This window comes from Amycolatopsis australiensis (genome assembly GCF_900119165.1).
GTDB classification, from domain to species: domain Bacteria; phylum Actinomycetota; class Actinomycetes; order Mycobacteriales; family Pseudonocardiaceae; genus Amycolatopsis; species Amycolatopsis australiensis.
In genome coordinates this window covers 3,515,424-3,539,313 of sequence record NZ_FPJG01000006.1, presented here as the reverse complement: position 1 = coordinate 3,539,313, position 23,890 = coordinate 3,515,424, and the positions used below count along the sequence as shown (strand labels likewise).

Below are 23,890 nucleotides of genomic sequence, written 5' to 3'. Positions count from 1 at the left end.
TGAACGCCGCCTGAATGGTCTAGAACACCATCAGGGCGTGAGGGGCGCGTCGAGCAGGGCGGCCGCGGCGGCGCCTTCGGTGCGCACGTCCGGACCGGTGCGCTTCCACAGCCGCAGCAGCAGGGCGCGGGCCGGGGCTTCGACGGTCGCGCCGCCGGCGGCCGGGCCCAGCGCGGGCGGCTCGCCGGGGTGGACGGTCCAGACGTCCCCGGTGTCGGTGGCGCGCAGGGAAACCGGCCCGGGCAGCCGCGGCACGGCGTGCCAGCGCGTCACGCGCGGCAGCAGGGCGCTCAGGACCTCGTCGACGCCGTCCGCGGCCACGGCCGGGTCGAGGACGTGGCCGCTGCCCGAATCGGCGAGGTGGACGGCGGTCTCGTGCACCTGGCGGCGGAACCAGAACGCCTTCGTCTTGGCGGTGCCGCCGAAGTGCCAGCACGGGTCTCCGGGGACGGCGTTGCCGAGGGCGTCGAGGAGCAGCTCGGCGCCTTCGGAGTACCAGGACGCGAGGTCGGCGCCCGCGTCCGCGGCGAAGTTCTGCGGCTGCACCTCGCCGGTCGTGACGACGGTGGCCGCCCAGCGGTGGACGTTGCCCAGGTGCGTGCCGAGGTCGGCCAGGGTCCAGCCGGCGCAGTCGGGGACCGCGGCGGCCGGGTCGCCGGTGCGCAGGCGGGCGGCGAACGCGCCCGTCAGCTCCTGCAGCACGGGCAGGTAGTCGCGGGCCGGGAACGGCATCGTCGTCATCGTCGCTCCACAGGGAACCGGGGCCACGCGGACGTGGCCCCGGTGCCGATCACAGGTCGGGGAACCAGAGCTTCAGCTCGCGCTCGGCCGATTCCGGCGAGTCCGAGCCGTGGACCAGGTTGAACTGGGTCTCCAGCGCGAAGTCGCCGCGGATGGTGCCCGGGGTGGCCTTCTCGACCGGGTCGGTGCCGCCGGCGAGCTGGCGGAACGCGGCGATGGCGCGCGGCCCCTCGACGGCGAGCGCGACCAGCGGGCCCGACGTGATGAACTCCAGCAGGTCCCCGAAGAACGGACGCTCCTTGTGCTCGGCGTAGTGCTCCTCGGCCAGCGCCTGCGGAACGGTCCGCAGCTCGAGGGCGGCGAGCTTGAGGCCCTTGCGCTCGATCCGCGAGATGACCTCGCCGACGAGGCCGCGCGCGACGCCATCGGGCTTGACGAGGACCAGCGTGCGTTCAGTCACGACGGTGTTTCTCCTTGGTACGGGTGCGTGTCGGTGCGCGTGAGCGTAGCCGACCGTGCGCACGGCCCGGATTCGCCGGTCGGTGTCCAGCGCCCCGATGTGGCCTGCGGTGCGTTGGATCAGCGCTGCGGCGCGAAGCGCCTCCGCTGAGGGCGGCGGTGGGGGGCACGGGCGGGCACCCAAGGCGGCCTTCGGTGCGTCTCACGCAACCAAGGCGGCCTTCGGTGCGTCTGACGCACCCAAGGCCGCCTTCGGGCGCTTGGGGCTCAGCGGCCCTGCGGGTGCAGCTTCTTCGACCACAGCGACGCGCCGGTGGCGTCGCGCAGGTCCACCGTCAGGTCGCCGCTCGCGCCGTCGATGTTCAGCTCGCCGAAGTGCTGGAAGCCGTCGATCGGGGCTGTGTTCGCCGCCGGGGGCGCGTGGACGAAGACCGCCTCCGGGCCGAACGTCGGGTCGAGCTTGTTCGGCCCGAACGCGCCCGCGTTCAGCGGGCCGGACACGAACTCCCAGAAGGGGTCGAAGTCCTGGAAGGCCGCGCGGTCGGGCGAGTAGTGGTGGGCGGCCGTGTAGTGGACGTCCGCGGTCACCCACACCACGTTGCGCACGCGACGCCGCTGGAGCTGCCGGAGCACCCAGGCCAGCTCCGTCTCGCGGCCGCCGGGCGCGCCGGGCAGGTTGTTCGCGACGGCTTCGATCGCGGTGCCGTCCGGGACGACCAGCCCGAGCGGCATGTCCGCCTGGACGATCTTCCACGTCGCCGTGCTGCGCCCGAGCGCGTCGGCGAGCCAGCGGGCCTGCGCGTCGCCGAGGATGTAACCCGGCTTCGTCTGGTCGGCGGTGTTGGCGTTGCGGTAGGTACGCATGTCCAGCACGAAGATCTCGGCGTGCGAGCCGTACCGGAAGCTGCGGTAGACGCGGCCGTCGACGGCCTGGCGCGCGTCGATCGGGTGCCATTCGTGGAACGCCTGGTAGGCCCGCGGCGCGAGGACGTCGACGCGCTTCTCCGTGTAGGCCGGGTTGTCGAGGATCTTGCCGGGGTACCAGTTGTTGAGCACCTCGTGGTCGTCCCACTGGGCGTAGACCGGCACCTGCGCGGCGAAGCGCCTGAAGTTGTCGTCCAGGCGGTTGTACGCGTGCTGGCCGCGGAACTCGTCGAGCGTCTCGGCGACCTTCGCCTTCTCCGCCGTGACGACGTTGCGCCACGTCCGGCCGCCGGGCAGCGTCACGGTCTCGGTCAGCGGGCCGTCCGAGTACACCGTGTCGCCGCTGTGCAGGAACAGGTCCGGGCGGCGGGCGGCCATCGCCGAGAAGATCGTCATGCCGCCCAGGTCCGGGTTGATCCCCCAGTTCTGGCCGGCGACGTCACCCGACCACACGATCCGCGTGTCGCGGCGGCCCACCGGCGCGGTGGCGAACCGGCCGGTCAGCGGCTCGCTCGTGGCGCGCCCGTCCAGCGACTCGGCCGTGACGCGGTAGTGGTACTCGGTGCCGGGCTGCAGGCCGGCGACGCGCACCTGGCCGGTCCCGCCGGTCGACGGCCCGGCGAGCGGGCCGGGCACGCGGCGGGCGTGCCGGAACGACGGGTCGCGGGCGATCTCGACGACCAGCCGCGACGGCCGGTCCGCGCGGGACCAGACGATCGCCGAGCCGGGCGTGACGTCGCCGGACTGGACGCCGTGGGTCAGCACGGGCCGGTCCCGGCGGACCAGCGGCGTCGCGGCGAAGGCCGTCGACGGCAGCACCAGGCTTGCGGCGGCGCCGGTGAGCCCGGCCTTGAGCAGCGTGCGGCGGGAGTGGCGGGTCGGTTCGGTCATGCGCGGTTTCTATCCCGCCCCGGCCAACGCCGGTTTGCGCGCGGATGAACGGAATTCCCGGGTTTTCCCCCATGCCCGCGCGCCGTCGCCGTCGGTAGCGTGGCGGGCACGACAAGGGGGTCCGATGAGACGATTCACGAAATCCGTCGCCGTCCTCGCGGCGGCACTCACGATCACCACGCTCGGCGCCGGGGTCGCGTCGGCCGGTGAAGACAGCGGCGGGAAGGCCGTTCTCCGCTACACCGAACACGGCATCCCGCACATCGTCGCGAAGGACTTCGCCGGGCTCGGCTACGGGTACGGCTTCGCGGCGGCGACCGACAACGTCTGCGAGCTCGCGAACATCTACCTCACGGTGAGCGCGCAGCGGTCGAAGTACTTCGGCCCGGACGGCGGCGGCTACCCGTCGCTGTCGGACGCGGAGAGCAACCTGCACAGCGACCTGTTCTTCCAGCGGATCAACGACTCCGGCGTCGTCGACCGGCTGGTCGCGCAGCCCGCGCCGCAAGGGCCGCGGCCCGAGGTCCGGCAGCTCGTGTCGGGCTACGTCCAGGGCTTCAACGCCTACCTGGCCCGCACCGGCCGGGCCGGCATCTCCGACCCGGCCTGCCGCGGCGCCGGCTGGGTCCGGCCGATCACCGAGCAGGACTTCTACCGGCACTTCTACGCCATCGCGATCACCGGCGGCCAGGGCGTGGCGACCGAAAGCCTGTTCACCGCGCCGCCTTCGGGCCCGGCACCCGCGCCGGGCACGGCGGAGCAGCTGGCCGGCCAGGTGCGGAAGGCACTCGACGGCGGCGGGCTGGGCAGCAACGGCATCGCGATCGGCGCCGACGGGACCGCGGCCGGTCAGGGCAGTGTCCTGCTCGGCAACCCGCACTACCCGTGGCAGGCGGGACGGCGGTTCTGGCAGAGCCAGCTGACCATCCCCGGCCGGTTCGACGTCGCCGGCGCGAGCCTGCTCGGCATGCCGTTCGTCCAGATCGGGCACACCGCCGACGCGGCGTGGACGCACACGGTGGCCACGCCGGTCACGTTCGGCCTCTTCGAGGTGCCGCTGCAGCCCGGCGACCCGACCACGTACCTCGTCGACGGCAAGCCGGAGAAGATGACCTCCCGCGCCGTCACCGTCCAGGTGCGCCAGGCCGACGGCTCGGTGAAGCCGGTCAGCCAGACGTTCTGGGCCACGCGGTACGGGCCGGTGATGGGCGACTTCCAAGGCATTCCGCTGCCGTGGACGACGAAGTCGGCGTACGCGCTCAGGGACGCCAACGCGACGAACATGCGCGGCCTGAACACGTGGTTCGAGCTCGACCAGGCCCGCAGCACGGGCGACATCGTGCGCGCGCTGAGCCGCACCCAGGGCGTCCCGTGGGTCAACACGATCGCGACCGACCGGGCGGGCAACGCGCTCTACGCCGACATCCAGGTCGTCCCGCACGTGACGGACGAGCTCGCGAAGGTGTGCAGCACGCCCACCGGGCAGGAGACCTTCGCGCAGGTCGGACTGGCCATTTTGGACGGATCGAAGTCCTCGTGCCAGTGGGGTTCCGACCCCGGGGCGATCGAGCCGGGCATCTTCGCGCCGTCGCGGCTGCCGCAGCAGCAACGCCGGGACTACGAGCTGAACACGAACGACAGCGCGTGGCTGGCGAACGCGAAGGCGCCGATCACCGGCTACCCGCACATCGTCGGCGACATCGGCACCGAACGCTCGCCGCGCACGCGGGAAGCGCTGCTGACCGCCGAGCGGGGCGGGTTCACGACGGATTCGATGAAGAAGATGCTCTTCGCCGACCACAGCCTGTTCGCGGAGCTGACGGCCGCGGACCTGGCGAAGCTGTGCGCGTCGTTCCCGGGCGGGCAGGCGCCGTCGTCGTCCGGGCCGGTGCCGGTCGGGCCGGCGTGCGACGCACTCGCGGGCTGGGATCGCACGTACACGCTCGACACCCGCGGTTCGCTGCTGTTCCAGCGGTTCGCGATGCGGCTGGGCGAGGTGAAGCGCTTCTCGGTGCCCTTCGACCCGAAGGCGCCGCTGACGACGCCGAACACGCTCAACGTCACCGACGCCGGCGTGCAGAAGGCGTTCGGGGACGCGCTGGTGGAGCTGCGGACGGCCGGGCTGCCGCCGGATGCCCGGCTGCGTGACGGCCAGGCGGTGACGCGCAACGGCGAGCGCATCCCGATCCACGGCGCGCAGGGCTTCCTCGGCGTGCTCAACGTGATGACGCCGGTGTGGGACCCGGCGCACGGCAACGTCGAGGTGGCGCACGGGTCGAGCTACATCCAGGTGGTCGGGTTCCGCGGGCGCGCGTGCCCGGACTCCTCGACGTTGCTGACGTACTCCCAGTCGGCGAACCCGGAGTCGCCGTACTTCAGCGACCAGACGAAGCTCTACAGCGGGGGTGAATGGGTGCGGGAACGCTTCTGCGAAGCCGACATCCTGCGCGACCCCGCACTGCGGATCGTCGTTCTGCGCTGAGGCCGCCGGCGAAGGCGGGCGCTCAGCCGCCCGCCTTCGCCGCCAGGGCGCGCAAGTCGGCGAAGGCTCCGGTCAGGTGCTCGTCCAGGGTCCGCGAGGAGTCTTCGAGCCAGGCCAGGATGGCGTGGTGGAAGGCCGCCCAGCCGGTGTGGGCGGCCAGCCCGGCCAGCCGGGCGGCGACCCCGCGCCGGCGCAGCGCCTCCGCCAGGGCTTCGGTCATCGACGCGGCTTTGGCCAGCTCGCGCTCGCGCAGCGCGGGCGTCGCGGCGATGACCGCCATCCGGGGTTCGGAGAACGGCCGGTTGTCCACGAGGACGCGGCCGGCTTTCCGGAACGCGTGCAGCAGGATTTCCAGCGGCTCGGCGCCCGCGGGCACGTCGGCCACCGACTCGATCAGCTCGTCGCGTAGCGCTGCTTCGTTGCCGAAGAGCACTTCGCGCTTGTCCGGGAAGTGCCGGAAGAACGTGCGCTCGGTGACGCCGGCCCGGGCGGCGATCTCCGCCGTGGTCGTCTGGTCGAACCCGCGTTCCCGGTACAGCTCCAGGGCCGCCTGCTGGAGGCGGCGGCGCGCTTCTTCTCCGCTGCGTGGCACCCCGTCAGCCTACCGATAGCGTCAGTCACTGTCGCTACACAGGAGTTCTCCATGCACGTCTCCGGCACCGGCGGTTCCGGCCGGGAGCGTGCTGCACGGCGCGGCCGAGAACGTCCCGTTCCGCAGGATCGCCGACGGCCTGGGCCTGCCCGCGGTCTCCCTGCCCCCGGAAGAAGCCGCCGGGCACTTCGCGAGCCCGTTCACGGCCACGGTCCACGGTTTCGACGCGCCCGTCTCCAGCGTCCGGACGCGGGAGCTGCTCGGCTGGGCGCCGCGTCACCCGGCGCTGCTCGACGACGTGGCGGGCGGCGACTACCTCTGACGGGTCAGGGCTGGGGCTGCTGCTGGCTCGCCAGGGTGCCGGCCGCCATCCGGCGGGCGACGTCGCGGCGCAGCCACAGCAGCCACAGCCACACCGCCAGGAACAGCACGCCCATCACGGCGATCGCGGGCAGCCAGAACACGAGCGCGATCAGCACCACCTGCAGGGCGAGGATCAACGGCACCGCCCACGGCCGCTTGACGAACCCGCAGGTCAGCACCAGGACCACGGCGACCGCGACGACCGTCCAGCCGGTGCCCGTGCTGATCCCGCCCCCGAACTTGTCGACCACCGGCAGTGCGAGGGCGACCGTGATCGCCTCCAGGATCAGCGTCCCCGACATCACGCCGCGGAAGCCCTTCATCGGATCCTTCGGCTTCTGCGTGGTCATGCCGGTTCCTTCCCGAACAGCGTGCGCGCCTCGCCCGCGGTGACCACCGAGCCGGTGACGAGGACACCGCCGCCTGCCAGCGGCTCTTCGGGGTCTTCGGGGGTCTCCACCAGCGCGATCGCCGTCTCGATCGCCGTCTCCAGGTCGGTCTCGGCGACCACGCGGTCTTCGCCGAACACCGAGATCGCGAGCTGGTTCAGCTCTTCGAGCGGCATCGAGCGCGGCGACGAGTTGCGCGTCACGACGATGTCCGAGACCACCGGCTCCAGCGCGTCGAGGATGCCGTGGGCGTCCTTCTCGGCCATCACGCCGACCACCGCCACCAGGCGGCGGAAGGCGAACTCCTCGGCGACGGTCGTGGCGAGCGCGTGGGCGCCGTGCGGGTTGTGGGCCGCGTCGAGCAGCACCGTGGGCGCCGAGCGGACCCGCTCCAGCCGTCCCGGCGTCTCGACCTCGGCGAACGCCTCGCGGACGGCCTCGACGACCAGCTGCTTGTCCTTGCCCGCGCCGAAGAACGCCTCGACGGCGGCCAGCGCGAGCGCGGCGTTCGCGGCCTGGTGGGCGCCGTGCAGCGGCAGGAAGATCTCGTCGTACACCCCGCCCAGGCCCTGCAGTTTCAGCAGCTGCCCGCCGACGGCCACCTCGCGCTCCAGCACGCCGAACTCGCTGCCGGCGCGGGCGACCGCCGCGTCGACCTCGACGGCGCGTTCCAGCAGCACCTTGAGCACCTCGGAGTCCTGCTCGGCGATGACCGCGACCGAGCCGGGCTTGATGATCCCGGCCTTCTCGCGCGCCGCGCTCACCGCGTCGGGACCCAGGTACTCGACGTGGTCGAGGCCGATCGGAGTGATGACGGCGACGTCGGCGTCCGCGACGTTCGTGGCGTCCCAGGCGCCGCCGAGGCCCGCCTCGAGCACGGCCGCCTCGACGGGCGCGTCGGCGAACGCGGCGAACGCCATCCCGGTGAGGATCTCGAACTTGCTCATCGCGACACCGTCCGCGGCCGCACCGTCCACCATGGACACGTACGGCGCGATGTCGTGCCACAGCTCGGCGTAGCGCGCGGCGGAGATCGGCCGGCCGTCGAGCGCGATCCGCTCGGTGACCAGCTGCAGGTGCGGGCTGGTGTAGCGGCCGACGCGCAGGCCCATCCGGGTCAGCAGCGCGTCGATCATCCGGGCGGTGGAGCCCTTGCCGTTCGTGCCGGCGACGTGCAGCACGGGGTAGCCGCGGTTCGGCTCACCCAGCAGCTGCGTCAGCGCGGAGATGCGGGCCAGCGACGGCTCGATCTTCGTCTCCGGCCAGCGCTGGTTCAGCTCGGCCTCGACGGCGAGCAGCTCGCGCCGCGCCTCGGGCCCGTCCGGGTCGCCGTGGACCTCGGGTTCGCCCTGGTCGTCGAGCTCGTGCAGCTCGGCGTCCGCGGGCACGGTCAGGTCGGGGACCGGGCCGGTGGCGAGGTTGTCGCCCAGCTGCCCGACGCCGCCGATGCCGCCGCGCGCCCCGCCGCCGGCCTCGAACGCGGTGTCGCGGACGTCCAGCTCGGGGTCGTGGTCGTCGGACTCCTCGTAGCCCGACGTCCCCAGTTCGTCGACGCCCGCGAAGCTGTCGAGATCCGACAGGTCCGGCTTGCGACCTGTCTCATCCTGCGGCACTGACTCTCCTCCGGCCTGGGGTTTTCGGCTTGCCTTCCGAGTCTACGTGCGTGCGGAGTGGCACTCTCGACGCATGCCGTTCAACCACAACGACCACTACCACCCGCTGCTGCTGGACCTGCTGCCGCCCGGGCCCGGCATCGCGCTGGACGTCGGGTGCGGCACCGGCCGGTTCGCGCGGCGGCTGGCGGCGACCGGCATGGCGGTGGAGGCGGTCGACGTCTCGGCGGCGATGGTCGAGGCGGCGGCGGGCCTGGGATCGCCGGGCCCGGGCGAGATCGTCTACCGGCAGGCCGACATCACCGCCGACCCCCTGCCGGAGGGGCACTACGACTACATCTCGTGCCTGGCGTCGCTGCACCACATGCCGTTCGAAACGGTCGCCAAGCTGCGCCGCGCGCTGGTACCGGGCGGCGTGCTCGTGGTGCTCACCCCGGCCCGGCCGAGCAGCCCGGTGGACTGGGCGCGCGAGCTGGCGGCCGTGCCGTTGAACGCGGTGGCGCGGCTGGTCGTGTACGCGGGCGAGCAGCTCAACGGCGGCGTCGACGGCGGCCCGCAGGCACCGACGCTGGCCCGGTTCCCCACGGTCGCCGAGGTCCGCCGCGAGTCGGCCCGGCTGCTGCCCGGCAGCACGGTCAAGCCGTTGCTGTTCTGGCGCACGCTGATCACTTACCGTGAGCGGGGCGACGGTGACCCGGCTGGCGGCTGAAGCCCGTCCCCCAGCCCTCCGGCGCTGCAGCCTCCGCCGCCATGTCTTCGAACCTCAGGTCTGCTCCGCCACGAAGTCCAGCACCAGCCGGGCGAATTCGTCCGGCAGCTCGGCCGGCGCGCCGTGGCCCGCGTCGATCTCGGCGGCTCGCGCGTGCGGGATCGCCGCGACCAGCTCGCGCTGCTGCTGCGCCGTGATCAGCCGGTCGTGTGTGCTGGCCAGCACCAGCACCGGCGCCGTGATCCGCCCGAGCACCGGGCGCACGTCGACGGCCCGGTCGGCCTCGATCTGCCGTGCCGCGCCCGGCTGGATCATCGTTTCGAGGGTCTTGACCAGCTGTTCGTTGCTCTCGGCCGTGGCCTGCTCCCAGTACCGCGGGCCGAACGCCATCAGCGGCAGCATGCGGGCGAACGTCGCGTCGCCGTGGGCCAGCAGGTCGAGCCAGTAGCGGAACTCGGCGTCCTGGCGGACGTCGGTCACGGGCCACGCGGCGTGCAGCACCGCCGAGCGCACGCGGGCCGGCCGGGTGCCCGCCAGGTGCGCCGCCACCACGCCGCCGAGCGAGTGCCCGACGACGTGCGCCCGCTCGATCCCCGCGTGGTCCAGGACCGCTTCGGCCTGGCCCGCGAGGTCTTCGACGGTGATCGGGCCGCCGTCGTCGATGGTCCGGCCGGAGCCGGGGAAGTCGGGGGCCAGGACGGTGAACCCGCCGGCCTTCGCGGTCAGCGGGCCCCACTGCTCGCAGGACGCGGCGGTGCCGTGCAGCAGGAGCAGCGCGGGACCGTCGCCGGTGCGGTCGTAGTGGACGGCAGCGGACTTGTACGTCACTTCGGGCATGGTTCCTTCAGGCGGTGAGGGTCCGGAGGGTGGCGGTGAAGGCGCGCGGGTTCTCCTGGTGCGGCACGTGCCCGCAGCCGGCGAGGACGTGCACGCGCGCGCCGGGCGTCTCGGCGGCGCAGGCGCGCGGGACTTCGAGCGGGATCTCGGCGTCGAGCTCGCCGTGCACATACGTGATCGGGACGGTCAGGTCCTTCAGCCGGGGCCGCGGGTCGTAGGTGGTGCACTCGGTGAACAGCTCGTCGATGTAGACGCCGGAGTCGAGCAGCTGGCGGACGGTCCACGCGACGAGCCCGGGCGCGGTGCCCGGCGCGAACCAGTTCGGCACCCAGCCCTCGAGCGTGCCGGCACGGTCGTCGACCAGCCGTTTCCGCAGGTCGAGCACCTTGTCGAGCATGCCGGCACTCGGCCAGTACCCGGGACTGTCGACGGCGACGACGCGCTCGACCAGCTCGGGCCGGGCGAGGGCCAGCTCGGTGGCGAAGACGCCGCCGATGCTGGAGCCGACGACGGTGGGCTTGATGGCGAGGGTCTCGGCGACCGCGGCGAGGTCGGCGGTGATCCCGGCGATCGTGGTGCCGTCGGCGGGGTGATCGGAGCGGCCGCAGCCGCGCCAGTCGAGCGTGACGACCCGGTGGTCGCGGACGAGGTCCGGCAGGCACGACTGCCAGACGCGGCCGCTGGTCCCCCAGCCGTGCACGAACAGCAGGGCCGGTCCGGTGCCGGCGTCTTCGTAGTGCAGCCGGGTTCCGTTGACGTTCAGGTGAGGCATGCCGTGAGCCTGCCGATCCGGGGCACGTTTTCCGATGGGCGAGCCGCTCCTACACTGATCACGATCGATGATGAATGGGGGCCGGCGGTGGAGCTGCGTCAGCTGCGGTATTTCGTGACGGTGGCCGAGGAGCTGCACTTCGGCCGCGCGGCGGAGCGGCTGCACATCGTGCAGCCGGCGGTGAGCCAGCAGATCCGGCGGCTGGAACGCGAGCTGGGGGTGACGCTGTTCGGCCGGACGACACGCAGCGTCTCGCTGACGGAGGCGGGCCAGCGGTTCCTGCCGCACGCGCGAGCGGTCCTGGCGGCGGCCGGCCGGGCTTCGGACGCGGTGTCGGAGTTCCGCGAGTCGCGTTCTCCGCTGCGGCTGGGGACGAGTGAGGGGCTGGGCGACCGGCTGGACGTGCTGCTGGGCGCGTTCGCCCGGCTGGCGCCTCCGGCTCAGCTGGAGCTGGTCCACGCGCCGACGGCCGAGCGGCTGCAGCGGGTCCGCGACGGATCCCTGGACGCGACCATCGTGCGCGGCTCCTGGCCGTCCGCGGGTCTCGACTTCACTCCCCTGTGGACGGACGAGGTGGTCGTGGCGCTGCCTTCGTCGCACCCGCTGGCGGCCGGCCCGGTGGTGCCGTTCGCCGCGCTGGCCTCGCTTCCGGCGCGCTTGAGCCCGCCGTCCCGGAACCGGCCGTTGTACGACCTGGTGGTGTCCTGCTGCCGCGAGGCGGGCTTCGAACCGGTGCTGGGCAAGGAATTCACGACGGCCCAGGACACGCTCGGCACACTGGGCTTCGGCCGTCCACACTGGACGGTGTTCTACCGGGCGCACGCGAACCTGCTGCCGATCCCGGGAGTGACGTTCCGGCCGTTGACGGACCCGGCACCCCGGATGCAGACGTACCTGGCGACACCCGCGGACCGGCGCGTGACACCGGAGGTGGTGGCGTTGATCGAAGCCGCGCGGGCTACGGAGACCGGCTGAGGAAAACGGCAAGGCCCGGCACTCCGCAAGGGGAGCACCGGGCCTTGCGAAACAACCTCAGGAAGCCGGAAGGGCGGCCAGCCGCGTGGTGATGCGGTCGATGTCCGCCACTGCCGTTTCCTTGCGGACCTTGATCTTCTCGACGACGTGCTCCGGGGCCTTCGCCATGAACGCCTCGTTGCCCAGCTTCGCCTCCGTCTGGGTCAGCTCCTTGCGCGCCGCCGCGAGGTCCTTCTCCAGGCGCTTGCGCTCGGCCGCCACGTCGACCGCTCCCGACAGGTCCAGCTCCACCGTCACCACGCCCGCCGACAGGGCCACCTCCAGCGACGCGCTCGCCGCGAAGTCCGGCGCGGGCCCCGTCAGCCGGACCAGCGACCGGACCGCCTCTTCGTGGCCGCCCGTGTAGCCCGCCAGCCTGGCCGCCACCTTCTGGCCCGGCTTGAGCCCCTGGTCCGCCCGGAAACGGCGGATCTCCGTCACCAGCTTCTGGACGTCCGCGATCCGCGCGTCCGCCTCCGCGTCGGCGAACGACAGGTCCGGGGCCGGCCACGCCGCGATCACCAGCGACTCGCCGCCCGTCAGGGCCGTCCAGAGCTTCTCCGTGATGAACGGGATGAACGGGTGCAGCAACCGCAAGACCGTGTCCAGCACATGGCCCAGGACCGCGCGGGTCGCCGAGACGCGGGCGTCGTCGCCCTGGTACAGCTGGACCTTCGCCAGTTCCAGGTACCAGTCGCACAGCTCGTTCCACGTGAACTGGTAGAGCGCGCCCGCCACCTTCGCGAACTGGAAGTCCTCGAACAGGCCGTCCACTTCGGACACCAGTGCGCCGAGGCGGCCGAGGATCCAGCGATCGGCTTCGGTCAGTGAAGCAGCCGGCGGCAAGGGATCAGCGACCGAGGCGCCGTTCATCATCGCGAACTTCGTCGCGTTCCACAGCTTCGTGCAGAAGTTGCGGGACCCCGCCGCCCACTCGTCGGCCAGTGCCATGTCCGCGCCCGGGTTGGCGCCGCGGGCCAGGGTGAACCTCGTCGCGTCCGCGCCGTAGGCGTCCATCCACTCCAGCGGGTCGATCACGTTGCCGCGCGACTTCGACATCTTCTTGCCGTTCGCGTCCCGGATCAGGCCGTGCAGGTACACGTGGTCGAACGGCTGCTTGCCGTCCATCTGGTGCACGCCGAACATCATCATCCGGACGACCCAGAAGAACAGGATGTCGTAGCCGGTCGAGAGCACGCTCGTCGGGTAGAAGCGAGCCAGGTCCTCGGTGGCGGACGGCCAGCCCAGCGTCGACATCGGCCACAGACCGGACGAGAACCAGGTGTCCAGCACGTCCGGGTCCTGCGTCCAGCCCTCGCCGGACGGCGGCTGCTCGTCGGGGCCGACGCACACGACCTCGCCGCCGGGGCCGTACCAGACCGGGATCCGGTGCCCCCACCACAGCTGGCGCGAGATCGTCCAGTCGTGCATGTTGTCGACCCAGTCGAAGTAGCGCTTGGCCAGCTCCGGCGGGTGGATCTTCGTCCGGCCGTCGCGGACCGCGTCGCCGGCCAGCTTGGCCAGCTCCTCGACCTTGACCCACCACTGCAGCGACAGCCGCGGCTCGACCACCGTGTCACAACGCGAGCAGTGCCCGACCGCGTGCACGTACGGCCGCTTCTCCGCGACGATCCGGCCCGCCTCCCGCAGCGCGGCGACCACAGCCGGGCGCGCCTCGAACCGGTCGAGCCCCTCGAACGGCCCCGGCGCGGTGATCTCGGCGCGCTCGTTCATGATCGTCAGCATCGGCAGGTCGTGCCGCCGCCCGATCTCGAAGTCGTTCGGGTCGTGCGCCGGGGTGACCTTGACCGCGCCGGTGCCGAACTCGGGGTCGACGTGCTTGTCCGCCACGATCGGGATGCGGCGGCCGGTCAGCGGCAGCTCGACCTCGGTGCCGACCAGGTGCGCGTACCGCTCGTCGTCCGGGTGGACGGCGACCGCGGTGTCGCCCAGCATCGTCTCCGCGCGGGTGGTGGCCACGACGATGGCGCCGTCGCCGTCGCCGTAGCGGATCGACACGAGCTCGCCGTCGTCGTCGTTGTGGTCGACCTCGATGTCCGACAGCGCCGTCTGGCAGCGCGGGCACCAGTTGATGATCCGCTCGGCCCGGTAGATCAGGCCCTGGTCGTAGAAGTTCTTGAACACCGTCTGGACGGCCTTGGACAGGTTCTCGTCCATGGTGAACCGCTCACGCGACCAGTCGACGCCGTCGCCGAGGCGCTTCATCTGGCCGAGGATCTTGCCGCCGTACTCGGCCTTCCACTCCCAGACGCGCTCGACGAACTTCTCCCGGCCCAGGTCGTGGCGCGAAAGGCCCTCGCCCGCCAGCTGGCGCTCGACGACGTTCTGCGTCGCGATGCCCGCGTGGTCCATGCCCGGCAGCCACAGCACCTCGTAGCCCTGCATGCGACGGCGGCGGCTCATCGCGTCCATCAGCGTGTGGTTGAGGGCGTGGCCCATGTGCAGGCTGCCGGTGACGTTCGGTGGCGGCAGTACGATCGAGAACGGCGGCTTCCCCGACGAAGCGTCGGCCGTGAAGTACCCGGCCGCTACCCAGCGGTCGTACAGCGGTGCTTCCTCGGCGGCCGGGTCCCAGGCACCCGGAAGGTCGGTGGTCTGCTGCGGAGCGTTCTCGGTCACAATGGACAAGTCTACGAACCCGTCACGGCGGGTCACCCAGGGGGAAGGCACTCTCGGATGGCACAGCCTCAGCAGCCGCAGGATCCGGACGACCGGCGCCTGGAGACGCACCCCGACCTGATGAACCCGGACTGGCAGAAGTACGCGGAACGGGACGCCTGGCTGGGCGCGAAGAAAGACCTGAAGAAGCGCCGCAAGCGCGAGCGCCGCGCGGGCGGGTTCCAGCGGCCGGGGCAGAGCCGGTGGCCCGGCGTGCTCGCGCTGGCGCTCGTGATCGGCCTGGTCGTCGCGGCCATCGTCGTGCACCAGATCCAGGGCGTCGGCGTCAACGAGTTCGCGTACTTCGGGTAACGCTCGTCCCCCGCCGTCGATGATCAGTCGTCGGCCTAGGGGGAACGCACGTGGACGAGGACAACCTGCTCGAGTCGCACCCGGACCTGATGGACCCGGAGTGGCGCAAGCACGCGCGGACCGACGCGTGGCTCGGCGCGAAGAAGGAGCGCAAGCAGCGGGCCCGCGGCCCGCGCCGCCGCTGGTGGATCTTCGCCGTGCTCGTGCTGATCCTGGCCGTGACCACGACGGCGATCGTGCTGGCCGGCCGGCGCCCCCCGGCCGCGCCCGCCGCGCCGAATCCGACGCACGTGGCGCAGTACGCCCCCGTCGACCTGGCCCGGCCGTACGCGAACACCCCCGCCGGCACCTGGCCGAAGGGTATGGACGGCATCAAGTCCCCAGCCGCCGTCGCGGTCGGCCCCTTCTCGGCCGAAGCGGTCGCCGACGCCTACGCGAAGGCCCGGCAGGCCGTCGCCGCCGCCCACCTCGACACCGCCGTACTCACCGGCCACGACCCGAAGGCCTTCCTAGCGCTTTTCGCGCCCGACGAGCGTGACCAGCTGACAGCGCGGCTGGCCGCGAAGCCGGCGAAGGACAAAGCCGGCTTCGACTCCTACGTCACCGAGATCGCCGACGGCTACCACCTGCTCGACGCGGGGCCCCGCACATTCGGCACCCTCACCGCGCGCGCCGGTGACGAGCCCGGCGAGCTGGCGGTGGAGGCGAAGTACGTGGTCGCCTACGCCTTCGACAACGTCCACCCCGAGGCGCTGACCAGCCCGAACGACATCGTCAGCTTCCTGCGCGTGGACGAGACCTACGTCGTGGCCACCAGCCCCGGCCTCGCGAAAGGCAGCCGCGGGCTCTGGCTCGACGGCGGCCAGAGCGCGCTCTCGGCGGTCGGCTGCGCCGCCGCCAGGGAGGGCTTCCTCGCCCCGAACTACGCGAACCCGCCGACCGGTCCGTCGACCGGCGACCAGGACGCGCCCGGCTACTACGACCCGAAGTACCCGGTGCCGACCATCGACGGCTGCCACTGACCCAGCCGCACTCCCCGCCGGGGGTGCGGCACGCCCAGATGCACAGCCTGGACTGTACAGTTAAACTGTGTGTATGGGCGAAGTACCCGCACACGTCGCCGAGCGCGCCGGCTGGATCCGCGCCGTCGTCGGGCAGCTGCACCGGCGGCTGCGGCAGGTCGACAACGCCGGGATCCTGACGCCGTCACAGTCCGCCGTGCTCAACCGGCTGCACCGCGAAGGCCCCGCCACCCAGGGTGAGCTGGCCGCCGCCGAGCACGTCCGGCAGCAGTCGATGGCCGCCACCCTCGGGGTCCTCGACGAGCTCGGCTACCTCGCCCGCACCCCCGACCCGGCCGACCGGCGCCGCGTGGTGATCAGCCTGTCCGACGCCGGCCGCGACACCGTGCGCGGCATCCAGCAGCACCGCGAAGAGTGGCTGGCCCAGGCGCTGCTGGACGAGCTGTCCCCCGCCGAGCTCGACGCCGTCACCCGCGCGCTGCCGCTGCTGCAGCGCGTGGCCGAACACTGAATCCGGCCGGCCCGCAATGAACGGAGAGTCCTCACGAGCACCGTCACCGCTCCCGCCAAGTTCGGCGCCCGCCTGGTCACCCCGCTGGTGGCCGGCGCGGTGCTCAACCCGATCAACTCGACCCTCATCGCCGTCGCGCTCGTGCCGATCGGACGGAGCTTCGGCGCCGGCCCCGGGCAGACGGCCTGGCTGATCTCCGCGCTCTACCTGGCCACCGCGGTCGGGCAGCCGGTGGTCGGCCTGCTGGTGGACCGCTACGGCGCCCGCCGCGTCCTGCTCGGCGGCGCGACGCTGGTGATCGCCGCCGGGATCGCCGGCATGATCCCCGTCTCCGTCGGCTGGCTGACCGGCGTCCGCGTCGTCCTCGGCCTGGGTACCTGTGCCGGGTTCCCGGCCGCGATGGCCGTGCTGCGCCACCACGCCGAAGCAACCGGCCAGGGCGTGCCCGCCCGCGTGCTGTCGGTGCTGTCGATGTCCGCCCAGACCGTGATGGTCGTCGGGCCGACGCTCGGCGGCGTGCTGATCGGCCTGTTCGGCTGGCCCGCGATCTTCGCCGTGAACATCCCGCTCGCCGGCGTCTCGCTGGTGCTCGCGCTGCTGTGGGTGCCGAAGGACGACCGCGGCGCGCGCACCGCCAAGCGGATCGACGTCCTGGGCATCGCCCTGTTCTCCGCGACCCTGCTCGCGCTGCTGTTCTTCCTGATGGACCCGGGCGCCGAGGTCTGGCTGCTCGCCGTCGTGGCCGCGTTCGGCGCCGCGTTCACCGCGGTCGAGCTGCGCCGCGGCGACCCGTTCCTCGACCTGCGGATGCTCGCCGCCAACCGCGCGATCCTGCGCACGTACCTGCGTCAGGCGCTCAGCTTCATGGCGATCTACGCGATCATGTTCGGCTACGTGCAGTGGCTGGAGACGGCGCGGCAGCTGTCCGAGGAGGCGGCCGGGCTGATGCTGCTGCCGATGTCGGGCACGGCGGTGTGCGCCGCGGCCTTTTCCGGGCGGGCGTCCGGGATCAAGGCGCGGCTGGTCACGGTCGCGGTGGCGCTCGTGGGCGGCTCGGCGCTGCTCCTGCTGGTCCACGACGGCACCCGGGTGGGTGCCCTGCTCGCGCTGGCCGCGTTGTTCGGCCTGGCGCAGGGCCTGACGAGCGTGGCGAACCAGACGACGCTCTACCGCGAGGCGCCCGCCGGCCAGATGGGCACCGCGAGCGGCCTGTTCCGCACCGCCCAGTACCTCGGCGCGATCGTGGCCTCGACGCTCATCGCGCTCTGCTACGGGCCGCACGCCGACTCGGCCGGCCTGCACCGGCTCGCGCTCGCGCTGGTCGTCATCAGCGGGCTGCTGCTCGTGATCACCGTCGCCGACCGGGGCCTGCGCGCGGAAGCGGCGTGACCCCTGCTGGCGTCCCGCGATCATCGAAGCGCACCATGAGCACATGACCCGTGAAGCGCCGGCGCAGGACGTTGACGAGAGCCGCCTCGAAGTGGGCAAGCCGAAGGGCTGGGCGGCCGGGATACCCGGGGTGGCCGTGTCGCTCGCGCGTACCGTGGAGCAGCTGGGCACCGGCCGGACGGTCAAGGCGCTGCGGCTGCTCAACCAGCGCCAAGGCTTCGACTGCCCCGGTTGCGCGTGGCCGGAACCGCGGGAGATCGACGGCGAGAAGCGCAAGCCGGCCGAGTTCTGCGAGAACGGCGCCAAGGCCGTCGCCGAGGAAGCCACCAGGCGCCGGGTGGACCGCGAGTTCTTCGCGAAGCACCCGATCGACGACCTCCGCACGAAGACCGACTACTGGCTGGGCCAGCAGGGCCGGCTCACCGAGCCGTTCGTGTTGCGCGAGGGCGCGACGCACTACGAGCCGATCTCCTGGGACGACGCCTTCGCGGTCGTCGCCGGCGAGCTGAAAGCGCTGACCGACCCGAACGAGGCGATCTTCTACACCTCCGGCCGCACCAGCAACGAGGCCGCGTTCCTCTACCAGCTGCTGGTGCGCTCCTTCGGCACGAACAACCTGCCGGACTGCAGCAACATGTGCCACGAGTCCTCGGGCGCCGCGCTGTCGGCCACCACCGGGGTCGGCAAGGGCTCGGTGAGCCTCGCCGACATCCACAAGGCCGACCTGATCGTCGTCGTCGGGCAGAACCCGGGCACCAACCACCCGCGGATGCTCTCGGCGCTCGAAACGGCCAAGAGGCACGGCGCGAAGATCATCGCCGTGAACCCGCTGCCCGAGGCCGGGCTGATGCGGTTCAAGAACCCGCAGAACGTCCGGGGCATCGCCGGCAAGGGCACGCCGCTGGCCGACGAGTTCGCGCAGATCCGCCTCGGCGGTGACCTCGCGCTGTTCCAGGCCGTCGGGCACCTGCTGCTGGCCTGGGAAGAGCAGGCACCCGGCACGGTCGTCGACCGCGCGTTCGTCGAGTCGGCCACCGAAGGCTTCGACGACTACGCGAAGCACCTGCGCGAGATCGACTGGCCCGAGGTCGAGCGCGCGACCGGCCTGCCGCGCGAGCAGATCGAGCGCGTCGCGCGGATGATCGCCACCTCGGAGCGCACGATCTACTGCTGGGCGATGGGTCTCACCCAGCACAAGCACGCGGTGCCGACGATCTCCGAGATCGCGAACCTGGCCCTGATGCGCGGCATGATCGGCAAACCGGGCGCGGGCCTGTGCCCGGTCCGCGGGCACTCGAACGTCCAGGGCGACCGGACGATGGGCATCTGGGAGAAGATGCCGCAGTCGTTCCTCGACGCCCTTTCCGCCGAGTTCGGCATCGACGTCCCGCGCGAGCACGGCTTCGACACCGTCGACGCGATCCGGGCCATGCGCGACGGCCGCGGCAAGGTGTTCTTCGCCGTCGGCGGCAACTTCGCGGCGGCGACACCGGACTCCGAACTGACGGAGAAGGCGCTCAGCTCGTGCTCGCTGACCGTGCACGTCTCGACGAAGCTGAACCGCTCGCACGTCGTGCACGGCCGCACCGCGCTGATCCTGCCGACGTTGGGCCGCACCGAACGCGACGTCCAGGCGAGCGGCGAGCAGTTCGTCACGGTCGAGGACTCGATGTCGCAGGTGCACGCCTCACGCGGGCGCCTGGCGCCGGCGAGCGAGCACCTGCTTTCGGAGGTCGCCATCCTCTGCCGGCTGGGCGAAAAGCTGTTCGGCGCCGGGCACGCCGTGCCGTGGCGGACGTTCGAGACCGACTACGACCTGATCCGCGACCGGATCGCCCGGGTCGTGCCGGGCTGCGCGGACTACAACCGCCGGGTCCGCGAGCCGGACGGGTTCGTGCTGCCGCACGCGCCGCGCGACTCCCGCGAGTTCACCGGCACCGCCAACGGCAAGGGCAACTTCACGGTGTCGGAACTGGAGTATCCGACGGCGCCCGAGGGCCGGCTGCTGCTGCAGACCCTGCGCAGCCACGACCAGTACAACACCACGATCTACGGCCTGTCGGACCGTTACCGCGGCATCGAAAACGCCCGCCGGGTGGTGCTGGTGCACCCGGACGACATCGCGGCGCTCGGCCTGGCCGACGGCGCGCGGGTGGACCTGGTCTCGGAGTGGCGTGACGGCGAGCGCCGGGCGCCGTCGTTCCGCGTCGTGGCCTACCCGACGGCCCGCGGCTGCGCGGCGGCCTACTTCCCGGAGGCCAACGCGCTGGTGCCGCTCGACTCGGTCGCGGAGAAGTCGAACACGCCGGTGTCGAAGGCCGTCGTGGTGCGGCTCGAGCCTCAGCCCTGATAGTCGCGCTGCAGCGTGTTGGTCATGTCGGTGACCACGGCCTGGACGTTGTCGACCGTCGACGGCGGGATCAGCGCGGCCTCCGTGCCGCCGTCGGCGATGGCCAGGCCCAGCACCACGTTCCCGGTGCGCACGGCGGCCCACTGCTCGGAGAACCCGGCTTCGTCGCCGACCCCGGTGGCGAGCCGGACACCCGAGTGGTCGCCGAGCGCGTCGGTCATCAGCTGACGGGCCTGGGTGGCGGCGTTGTCGGCGCCGGAGTCGGTGAACCGGACGACGGCGATCGTGACGACTCGGTAGTCCTGCAGGTCGGGCTTGCCGCCGCCGAGGTCGCGGGCGAACAGGCGCTTGCAGGAGGTGAGGTCGTTGCCCTCGGTCGAGCGGTCCTGCGGCACGACCTTCGCGTCGGCCGTCTTCACCGAGCCGGCCGGGACCTCGACGGTGCCGGGCGCGAGCCGGTCGTGGAGGCTGGGCCCGGCAAGCTTGCACGCGTCGATCGAGGCGGGGTAGTGCGCCGAAGCGGACGCCGACTGACACGCGGTGCAGAGAACGGCGGAAGCGAGCACCGGAAGGAGCCACCCGCCGCGGGCAACGCTGGTGCGCATATGTTCCGGACTTTCCGTATTTCCTGAAATCGACTTTCCGGGTCGCCGCCGGTCGGGTGGCTTTCCTCCGGTCCGCCGGGCGGTGCTGCCGCCGACGGTCTCCGCACCCTGCCTCACCAGGAAGGCAGCGTCAAGACCAGTCACCCGGGTGGTCTGCCGTGGTCCGGTCGCCGGAAAACGACCTTGCGCCGTTTTGCGGAAATTATTCGCGCGAATTCAGGTGGCGACGCGAAAAAGCCCGCGCCCGCGAAGTCAATTCACGCAGACGACCCCGTCGGAGGTGATCGGCGCGTCGCCGCCGGCCGGGGCGCTGCCGCCGCCGCTCGTGCCCGGGCCCGCGTAGACCGTGCCGAGCACCACCTCGATGTGGCCCGCCGGCACCTCCGCCGACTCCTGCGTCGCCAGCCCGCCCAGCAGCTTCGCCACCTCCGCGCCGCGTGGGGCGAGGTCCGCGGGGTAGCGGACCAGGGACGTCCGGCGGGCGGCAGTGTTCCCCGTCGTGCCCTGGACGAACCCGTGCGCGGTCAGGACCCCGGCCACCCGGGCCGCCAGGCCTTCTTTCGGGCTCGCGTTGGCGACGTCGACGGTCACCGGCGCGGCGGGCGGGGCCTTCGGCGCGGCGGACCCGATCAGGCTCGCGGCGAACTGCCGCACCGCGGCCGGGTCGACCTGCACCGCGGTGGCGCGCGGGTTGGCCGGGTCGTAGCGGTAGTCGCGGTTGACGACCGGGATCGTCTCGAACTGGATCCCGCCGCCGCTGACCCCGCGCATCTGCGCGACGAAGTCGAGCAGGTTCCACGTCGCGTCGAGCACCACCGTCTGCTTGACGGCGTCGACGAGGCCGGTCAGCTTGCCCGGATCGGCCAGTGTGCCCGCGGAGAGCACCTGCCGGGCCAGCCCGGCGAGGAACACCTGCTGGCGCCGGACGCGGTCGAAGTCGCCGCCCGGCAGGTTGTCCCGCTGCCGGACGAAGGCCAGCGCGTCGGCGCCCTGGACCCGCTGCCGCCCGGCCGGGAAGTCCGCGCCGGAGTTCTCGTCCCGCGTGGCCTTGTTCAGGCAGACGTCGACGCCGCCGACCGCCTTGCTGATCTCGGCGAAGCTGAGCAGGTTGACCTCGGCGTAGTGGTCGATCTTGACGCCGGTGAGGTCCTCGACCGCCTGCCGCGTCGCGCGACGCCCGGCGGTGAGGGCGGCCTGGTCGATCTTCGGCTTGTCGGTCTCCCCCGCTTCACGCTGCCGCTTCGCCTCCGCGGCCTTCGCCCGCCCGAACGCCGCGTTGATCTTGCCCTTGCCGCCGGGCATGGACACGTAACTGTCCCGCGGGACGGAGAACGCTTTCACGTCCTTCGTCCCGTTCGGGATCCGCAGCACGATGAGCGTGTCGGTGAGGTCGTCGCCGTTCGGGCCGGCCCGCAGCTCGCGCAGGACGTCGGGCGGCAGCGGCTTCCCCTGCTGGTCGGTCCGGCTGTCCCGGCCGACGAGCAGGATGTCGAGCGACCCGTCGGCGGGCTGCTCCCCCGGCGTCGCACCGCCGTCGCCGTCGATCACGCTGTCGCGCGTGACGTCGTCGAGCGCGCGGAGGTTGGCGTAGCCGTACGCCGTGCCGCAGAAGACGACGAGGGCGAGCCCGGCGACGGCGATCTTCCCCAGAGGATGCACGCCCTGTCGACGTCGCCGGGCCGCCTTCTGCTGCACGGGTGAGTCAGGTCACAACCCACTAGCCGAAGAGCTGCACCAGCTTCAGGAACAGCTGGTAGACGCCGTAGGCGAAGGGCAACACGACCCACGCCCAGGCCAGCACGATCAGCGGCACCCGGTTCGGTTTCGACGCGGGCTCGGTCATCACGCCTCACTCCTCGCGGCCGCGCCCGCGCCCACGGGCTCGTGGTACTTCTCCCGCACCGGCCGCACCAGCTCGTTGGCCACGAAGCCCACGACCAGCAGGCCGATCATGATGTAGAAGGACAGCTGGTACAGCGCCGGCCCGGACTTGCCCGCCGCCTTCTCGCTGTCGGCGATCCGGTTGACGATCAGCGGGCCGAGCACGCCGGCCACCGACCACGCCGTGAGCAGCCTGCCGTGGATCGCGCCCACCTGGTAGGTGCCGAAGAGGTCCTTGAGGTACGCGGGGACGGTCGAGAATCCGCCGCCGTAGAAGGACAGGATCACCATCGCGCAGAGGATGAACACGAGCTTCGAGGAGTTCTGCGTCAGCGCGATCACCAGGTACAGCACCGCGCCGACCCCGAGGTAGGTGCGGTAGATGTTCTTGCGCCCCACGACGTCCGAAGTGGACGACCAGACGAACCGGCCGAGCATGTTGCACAGCGACAGCAGGGCCACGAACCCGGCCGCCGCGGCCGTGCCGACCGGCGTGGACGTGCTCTTGAAGAAGTCCACGATCATCGGCGAAGCCTTCTCCAGGATGCCGATGCCCGCGGTGACGTTGAAGCACAGGACGATCCACAGGCACCAGAACTGCGGCGTCTTGATGGCGTTCGCCGCCGAGACGTTGGCCGTGGTGATCATCGCGACGCCGTGGTCGGTCTTGGGCTCCCACCCGGCCGGCTTCCAGTCGTCGGCCGGGACCCGCACGAGCAGCCAGCCCATCGACATGAACACCGCGTAGACGATGCCGTGCACGAGGAACGCCGTCGCGATGGTGCCGGCGGCCGGGTTCGTGCCCAGCATCGACGACGACCACGGCGAGGCGATCAGCGCGCCGCCGCCGAAGCCCATGATCGCGATGCCGGTGGCCATGCCCGGCCGGTCCGGGAACCACTTGATCAGCGTCGACACCGGCGAGATGTAGCCGATGCCGAGGCCGATCCCGCCGATCCCGCCGTAGCCGACGACGACCAGCCAGAACTGGCCGGTCGCCACGCCGAGCGCGGAGATGAGAAACCCGCTGGCGAAGCAGCACATCGACACGAACATCGCCCAGCGCGGGCCGTTGCGCTCGACGAGCGTGCCGCCGAACGCCGCCGACAGCCCGAGCATGACGATGCCGAGCTGGAACGGCAGCGAGCTTTGCGTGCCGTTCAGGTGCAGCGTCTTCTCGAGCGGGGTCTTGAACACGCTCCACGCGTAGGCCTGCCCGATCGACAGGTGTACCGACAGGGCCGCCGGCGGCACCAGCCAGCGCGTCCAGCCTGGCGGTGCGACGATCCGGGAACGGGCCAGGAAGCCGAGAGCCATCGGGTTCCCTCCGTACTCTGGGGGATGATGGAGGGAAT

Annotated in this window: 22 protein-coding genes; 9 read left to right on the top strand and 13 right to left on the bottom strand. The window is 72.1% G+C overall.

All coding sequences use genetic code 11. From position 1 onward, the window contains the following. Positions 1–30: 30 nt before the first annotated feature. From BT341_RS18160 to BT341_RS18150, 3 genes are all read right to left on the bottom strand, one after another. The gene (locus BT341_RS18160; protein ID WP_072477434.1) at positions 31–741 is read right to left on the bottom strand and encodes a maleylpyruvate isomerase family mycothiol-dependent enzyme; all 711 of its coding nucleotides are present in this window, start codon (positions 739–741) and stop codon (positions 31–33) included. A gap of 49 nt (positions 742–790) precedes the next feature. Next, positions 791–1,201: a nucleoside-diphosphate kinase gene (gene ndk, locus BT341_RS18155; protein ID WP_072477433.1), complete on the bottom strand. Its 411-nt coding sequence runs from the start codon at positions 1,199–1,201 to the stop codon at positions 791–793. A 266-nt stretch (positions 1,202–1,467) separates the two neighbouring features. After that, positions 1,468–3,015 (bottom strand): alkaline phosphatase D family protein, encoded by a 1,548-nt coding sequence (locus BT341_RS18150; RefSeq protein WP_072477432.1) that lies wholly within the window; start codon positions 3,013–3,015, stop codon positions 1,468–1,470. Between the two features lie 124 nt (positions 3,016–3,139). Between BT341_RS18150 and BT341_RS18145 the strand changes: the two genes are divergently transcribed. After that, positions 3,140–5,497: a penicillin acylase family protein gene (locus BT341_RS18145; protein WP_072477431.1), complete on the top strand. Its 2,358-nt coding sequence runs from the start codon at positions 3,140–3,142 to the stop codon at positions 5,495–5,497. Positions 5,498–5,519: 22 nt separating this feature from the next. On the opposite strand, the gene BT341_RS18140 is transcribed toward BT341_RS18145, so the two are convergent. Further along, positions 5,520–6,089 carry a TetR family transcriptional regulator gene (locus tag BT341_RS18140; RefSeq protein WP_072477430.1) on the bottom strand — a complete coding sequence of 190 codons (570 nt, stop codon included), beginning with the start codon at positions 6,087–6,089 and terminating at the stop codon, positions 5,520–5,522. 88 nt (positions 6,090–6,177) lie between these two features. Here BT341_RS18140 and BT341_RS18135 point away from each other — a divergent pair, with 88 nt between their 5' ends. Beyond that, positions 6,178–6,411, top strand: a complete 234-nt coding sequence (locus BT341_RS18135; RefSeq protein ID WP_072477429.1) for a Rossmann-fold NAD(P)-binding domain-containing protein — start codon at positions 6,178–6,180, stop codon at positions 6,409–6,411. 4 nt (positions 6,412–6,415) lie between these two features. On the opposite strand, the gene BT341_RS18130 is transcribed toward BT341_RS18135, so the two are convergent. Both BT341_RS18130 and folC read right to left on the bottom strand, forming a co-directional pair. Next, complete coding sequence (locus BT341_RS18130; RefSeq protein WP_072477428.1) at positions 6,416–6,802, bottom strand: DUF4233 domain-containing protein; 387 nt, start codon at positions 6,800–6,802, stop codon at positions 6,416–6,418. Then, positions 6,799–8,454: a bifunctional tetrahydrofolate synthase/dihydrofolate synthase gene (gene folC / locus BT341_RS18125; RefSeq protein WP_072477427.1), complete on the bottom strand. Its 1,656-nt coding sequence runs from the start codon at positions 8,452–8,454 to the stop codon at positions 6,799–6,801. Before folC ends, BT341_RS18130 begins: the two co-directional genes overlap by 4 nt. Before the next feature lie 73 nt (positions 8,455–8,527). Here folC and BT341_RS18120 point away from each other — a divergent pair, with 73 nt between their 5' ends. Next, positions 8,528–9,163, top strand: a complete 636-nt coding sequence (locus BT341_RS18120) for a class I SAM-dependent methyltransferase (RefSeq protein WP_072477426.1) — start codon at positions 8,528–8,530, stop codon at positions 9,161–9,163. A gap of 54 nt (positions 9,164–9,217) precedes the next feature. Here BT341_RS18120 and BT341_RS18115 read toward each other — a convergent pair whose 3' ends face one another. Together BT341_RS18115 and BT341_RS18110 are read right to left on the bottom strand one after the other, a co-directional pair. Beyond that, positions 9,218–10,000, bottom strand: coding sequence for an alpha/beta fold hydrolase (locus tag BT341_RS18115; RefSeq protein ID WP_072477425.1), 783 nt, complete (start codon positions 9,998–10,000; stop codon positions 9,218–9,220). A 7-nt stretch (positions 10,001–10,007) separates the two neighbouring features. Further along, positions 10,008–10,772, bottom strand: a complete 765-nt coding sequence (locus BT341_RS18110; RefSeq protein ID WP_072477424.1) for an alpha/beta fold hydrolase — start codon at positions 10,770–10,772, stop codon at positions 10,008–10,010. A gap of 87 nt (positions 10,773–10,859) precedes the next feature. Between BT341_RS18110 and BT341_RS18105 the strand changes: the two genes are divergently transcribed. Next, complete coding sequence (locus tag BT341_RS18105) at positions 10,860–11,747, top strand: LysR family transcriptional regulator (protein ID WP_072477423.1); 888 nt, start codon at positions 10,860–10,862, stop codon at positions 11,745–11,747. A gap of 57 nt (positions 11,748–11,804) precedes the next feature. On the opposite strand, the gene BT341_RS18100 is transcribed toward BT341_RS18105, so the two are convergent. Continuing rightward, positions 11,805–14,426 (bottom strand): valine--tRNA ligase, encoded by a 2,622-nt coding sequence (locus BT341_RS18100; protein ID WP_072477422.1) that lies wholly within the window; start codon positions 14,424–14,426, stop codon positions 11,805–11,807. Between the two features lie 57 nt (positions 14,427–14,483). Between BT341_RS18100 and BT341_RS18095 the strand changes: the two genes are divergently transcribed. The 5 genes from BT341_RS18095 (at position 14,484) to BT341_RS18075 (ending at position 20,049) form a co-directional block, all read left to right on the top strand. Then, positions 14,484–14,777: a hypothetical protein gene (locus BT341_RS18095; RefSeq protein ID WP_072477421.1), complete on the top strand. Its 294-nt coding sequence runs from the start codon at positions 14,484–14,486 to the stop codon at positions 14,775–14,777. Positions 14,778–14,827: 50 nt separating this feature from the next. Then, on the top strand, positions 14,828–15,799 hold the full coding sequence (locus BT341_RS18090; protein ID WP_084742903.1) for a hypothetical protein: 972 nt from the start codon (positions 14,828–14,830) through the stop codon (positions 15,797–15,799). Between the two features lie 73 nt (positions 15,800–15,872). Beyond that, positions 15,873–16,310, top strand: coding sequence for a MarR family winged helix-turn-helix transcriptional regulator (locus BT341_RS18085; RefSeq protein ID WP_072477420.1), 438 nt, complete (start codon positions 15,873–15,875; stop codon positions 16,308–16,310). An 87-nt stretch (positions 16,311–16,397) separates the two neighbouring features. Beyond that, the gene (locus BT341_RS18080) at positions 16,398–17,699 is read left to right on the top strand and encodes an MFS transporter (RefSeq protein WP_072477419.1); all 1,302 of its coding nucleotides are present in this window, start codon (positions 16,398–16,400) and stop codon (positions 17,697–17,699) included. Between the two features lie 43 nt (positions 17,700–17,742). Further along, a complete protein-coding gene (locus BT341_RS18075) occupies positions 17,743–20,049 on the top strand; it encodes an FdhF/YdeP family oxidoreductase (protein ID WP_072477418.1) in 2,307 nt (768 codons plus the stop codon). Here the strand turns inward: BT341_RS18075 and BT341_RS18070 are convergent. The 4 genes from BT341_RS18070 to BT341_RS18060 form a co-directional block, all read right to left on the bottom strand. Beyond that, positions 20,040–20,654: a hypothetical protein gene (locus BT341_RS18070; protein ID WP_245805009.1), complete on the bottom strand. Its 615-nt coding sequence runs from the start codon at positions 20,652–20,654 to the stop codon at positions 20,040–20,042. The two genes, BT341_RS18075 and BT341_RS18070, sit on opposite strands and share 10 nt — an antisense overlap. Positions 20,655–20,906: 252 nt before the next feature. Continuing rightward, on the bottom strand, positions 20,907–22,313 hold the full coding sequence (locus BT341_RS18065) for an LCP family protein (RefSeq protein ID WP_072477417.1): 1,407 nt from the start codon (positions 22,311–22,313) through the stop codon (positions 20,907–20,909). Between the two features lie 58 nt (positions 22,314–22,371). Then, entirely contained in the window at positions 22,372–22,497 is a 126-nt protein-coding gene (locus tag BT341_RS47320; protein ID WP_425426482.1) for an MFS transporter small subunit, read from the bottom strand. Beyond that, entirely contained in the window at positions 22,497–23,852 is a 1,356-nt protein-coding gene (locus BT341_RS18060) for an L-lactate MFS transporter (RefSeq protein WP_072477416.1), read from the bottom strand. Before BT341_RS18060 ends, BT341_RS47320 begins: the two co-directional genes overlap by 1 nt. Positions 23,853–23,890: the final 38 nt, after the last annotated feature.